Annotated in this window: 3 protein-coding genes; all 3 read left to right on the top strand. The window is 52.7% G+C overall.

All coding sequences use genetic code 11. From position 1 onward, the window contains the following. Positions 1-85 precede the first annotated feature (85 nt). The 3 genes from NW849_RS14080 (at position 86) to NW849_RS14070 (ending at position 3,344) form a co-directional block, all read left to right on the top strand. Positions 86-1,015, top strand: coding sequence for an ABC transporter permease (locus NW849_RS14080; protein WP_414358445.1), 930 nt, complete (start codon positions 86-88; stop codon positions 1,013-1,015). 162 nt (positions 1,016-1,177) lie between these two features. Next, a complete protein-coding gene (locus tag NW849_RS14075) occupies positions 1,178-2,455 on the top strand; it encodes a hypothetical protein (RefSeq protein ID WP_414358443.1) in 1,278 nt (425 codons plus the stop codon). A 217-nt stretch (positions 2,456-2,672) separates the two neighbouring features. Further along, entirely contained in the window at positions 2,673-3,344 is a 672-nt protein-coding gene (locus NW849_RS14070) for a DUF1614 domain-containing protein (RefSeq protein WP_414358440.1), read from the top strand. Positions 3,345-3,495 lie beyond the last annotated feature (151 nt).

Here is a 3,495-nt window from a genome sequence, read left to right as displayed (position 1 = left end):
GGCCAGGAACTTCTTGAGTTTTCTCTATCTCGTCAGTGCTCTCTTTTGGCTCAAATGAAAGATCAACACAACCTAGAGGTGTCCGATGTCTGCTTCGATCCCTGCTCCCCCTCAAGCCAACGTTCAGGAACGCCCCCCGCGTACCCTGTGGGGGGATGCTTGGCGGCGCTTTCGTCGGGATAGGCTGGCCCTGTTTGGGACGGCCACCTTGCTGCTCATCATCTTGGGATGTGTGGTGGGCCCGCTGATCTACACAGCTTCCCCCAGCCAGATCGACTTTTCTCGTTCTCAACTGCCCCCCAGTTGGGCCCATCCCTTTGGCACCAACGACCTGGGACAAGATGTCTTGGCGCGGGTGTTGCGCGGCGGGCGAGTATCGCTTTCAGTGGGCATTACCTCAATGCTGGTGGCCATTACGATGGGCACCTTGATCGGGGCGATATCGGGGTTTTATGGGGGTTGGATCGATGTGGCCCTGATGCGGTTTACGGATTTGTTTCTCTCCTTGCCGCAATTGCCGCTGTTGTTGTTGGTGATCTTTCTGTTTCGAGAGAGCTTGCGACGCTTGGCAGGGCCAGAAACGGGGATTTTTATCCTGGTGGTGCTGGTGATCGGCAGCTTGAATTGGATGTCGGTGGCGCGGCTGGTACGGGCCAGCTTCTTGAGCGTGCGGGAAATGGATTTTGTCTTGGCGGCTCGCGCCATTGGGGCTCCGGCCCGTCGGCTGATCTGGGTGCATATTTTCCCCAATGTGCTCAGCCCTGTGATTGTGGCGGCGACGCTATCAGTAGGGACGGCGATCATCACCGAGTCAACGCTGAGCTTCTTGGGGCTGGGGTTCCCGCCGGATGTGCCCACTTGGGGCAGATTGCTCTTCGATGCCCGCAATTACCTGGAGCAAGCGCCCCACATGGCCTTCTTCCCCGGACTGATGATTTTTTTGACCGTGCTGAGCATCAATTTTGTCGGGGATGGATTGCGAGATGCCTTGGATCCGCAAATGCGGCAACGGTGAAGTTCGTTGTTTTTCCTTCTGATTTTTTGAAACTTAACAAAGCTCCAAAGGACTCCTCCTCAAAATATTATACTATATAGAATTTTTGTATTTCTTTCACGGTTCTGGCATCAGCGGTTATCCTTAGTTCCAACTCCTTCTCGCCCAACGCTCTCTGTTGTCATGGCTAAGCCCTTTAACGTCCACATCGTTACTGCTCTCGCGGCTGCCGCCATTGCCTCTCTGCCTCAGCCAGCTTTTAGGAGAGCTCTCACGGTGGCTCTTGTAGCAGGAGCTGGCAGTGTAGCGGCTCAGAAAGTAGAGCGTAACAAATCACTGGCAGGATCCCAGGCTCAAAGAGGTCAGGTTGTCTTAGAGCTGCCTCGTCCTTCCTTTGAGCAATTTCAGGAAACGGAGGATCAGCTTCTACAGAAGGATGAGGAAACCCAGAGACAGGCACCAGAGCAGCTACGAAGCGCTCAGGCAGAGAACCTGGAACCGGGGAATCAAGCTGCACAAAAAGAGGAAGAGATCCAAAGACTGTTAGTGGATCTGCAAAAATGGCGGCAGTCCGCTACAAATTTGTCTCAGCAAGTTCAGGAAAAAGAGCATCTGCTGCGTAGTAAGCAAGACGAACTTGCACAGCTACAAGCTCGGCTTCAGCAGAGCAATGAGCAAATCCAGGCTCTGAAAGTGCAACTGGCTCAGCAGGCTCATTCGATTGAAAAGCTTCAGCTCCAGGAGCAGAGAATCAGGGATCTCTCTCAGCAAATAGAAGAAAGGAAGCAGCAACTACGCAATTACGAAAGCCAGCTCTCTGAACTACAAGCTCAGCTCCAGCGGAAGAACGAGCAAGTCACAAGCCTGGAAGCTCGGGTAGCTGAGCAAAACTGCCTGATTGAGAAGCTCCAACTCCAAGAGCAAAGAGCCAGGGATCTCTTTCAGCAAATTGAGGAGAAAGAACAGTGGCGGCAAAGTCTAGAAGACCGGAACCAAAAGATCAAGAGTCTTGAAGAGGAGAGAGATTTTCTTAATTTAAGTGTAGAAGGTTTTCAAAAGACTCTGTCTGTGCAGTACCAATGCAAAGGGGATAAACGTTACAGAGAGCAGATCTTATCAGAATGTGATATAGTATTAAGGCTAGAAAATGAGAGAGACTTTTACCCACAAGAGGCTAAGAGCTTTATCCTGGAAATTCTACGCAGGGCAATTAACCAAGTGCACCAAGAAAGTCGAGTTCAGCATATCCTTAAAGACTTAATCCAGAGTAACGATGCATGTGAGGGCGACAGTTGCCGCCAAAGCATTAGAGAATTCGTAGACCACTGGTTTTGTGACTATCGAAAATGGAGTAATCGTGCCGAAAAAGAGCTTCAAAAGAGCTTCAGAATTTTGGTTTTGAGCTTGTTTCAGAATCCCCTCACATCAAGATTTGCTTTTATGGGGATCGACGTTATTTGATTACCCTGTCTAAGACTGCTGGAGATTGGCGTGCCGGTCTTGAAATCGCTCATGATATTCGCAACAAAATCTTCGGCCTATAGACTGAGTAAAGCCGATTGCAGACTTATTTCTCATTCAAAGGATAGAGATCCCACTGGTTACAGACCTTGCCCGAAAAAATCACACTCAGTCTTGATAGGCTGGAGCTGACACCCGAGCGCCAGGGATCCCTGCCATGTTCTACTTACCGGTCTCGCTGTTGTTGTTTGTAGTGCTGTTGCTGCTGCTGCCGCTGGTTTGGTTGGGGTTGGCGGTGGATGTGGTGGCGCTGGCAGTGGGGAAATTGGGCTTTTCCCGAGATGGGGCGTTGTTGCTGCTCTTGGCAGTGCTTGTGGGCAGCTCGGTCAACATTCCCCTCTATCGAGTGAAATGCGAGGTGACGCTGGTGGAGGACTTAGCCAGCCTGTGGATGCGGCAATTCTGGGGGATCCCTTTGGCGAAAATCCCTCAGGAGACGGTAATTGCCTTGAACGTGGGCGGGGGGTTGATCCCGGTGCTCTTGGCCCTATATCAATTTGGGCGGGCCGACAGCGTGCTGATCCTGGCGGTGACGGCGCTGGTAACCTTGGTCAGCTACTATGCTTCCCACGTGGTGCCGGGGATCGGCATTCAAATGAACCCCTTGATTGCCCCGGCTACGGCAGCCTTAGCCGCTCTGTTTTGGGCAGGGGACCAGGCACCGGCAGTGGCCTTTGCTGGTGGAGTTTTGGGCACGGTGATCGGGGCAGATCTCCTGCATCTGCCAGAAGTCCTGCGGCGCAACTGCTCTGGCATTCTCAGCATTGGTGGGGCCGGGGTTTTTGATGGCATTGCCCTCTGCGGCCTGTTTGCCCTGCTGCTGAGCTAGACCAGGAGATAGGTGAGGGAAAGCGTGATGGATTGGGCAGGATCCAGCCAACGCAAGTCGGGATCCCCTTCGGGGGCACGCTGAGTCAACTCCTCGAGGAGCGTTTGCGTCCATTCCAGCGGCCCATTGAGCAACATCGGCGAACGGGCTA

Source organism: Synechococcus sp. R55.3, from assembly GCF_047461975.1.
Lineage (GTDB): Bacteria > Cyanobacteriota > Cyanobacteriia > Thermostichales > Thermostichaceae > Thermostichus.
This window is presented reverse-complemented; position numbering and strand designations above follow the sequence as displayed.

Bases quoted from the DNA above. Each gene is read 5' to 3' on its own strand.
- NW849_RS14080 (WP_414358445.1), top strand. From the start codon at position 86: ATGTCTGCTTCGATCCCTGCTCCCCCTCAAGCCAACGTTCAGGAACGC.
- NW849_RS14075 (WP_414358443.1), top strand. From the start codon at position 1,178: ATGGCTAAGCCCTTTAACGTCCACATCGTTACTGCTCTCGCGGCTGCC.
- NW849_RS14070 (WP_414358440.1), top strand. From the start codon at position 2,673: ATGTTCTACTTACCGGTCTCGCTGTTGTTGTTTGTAGTGCTGTTGCTG.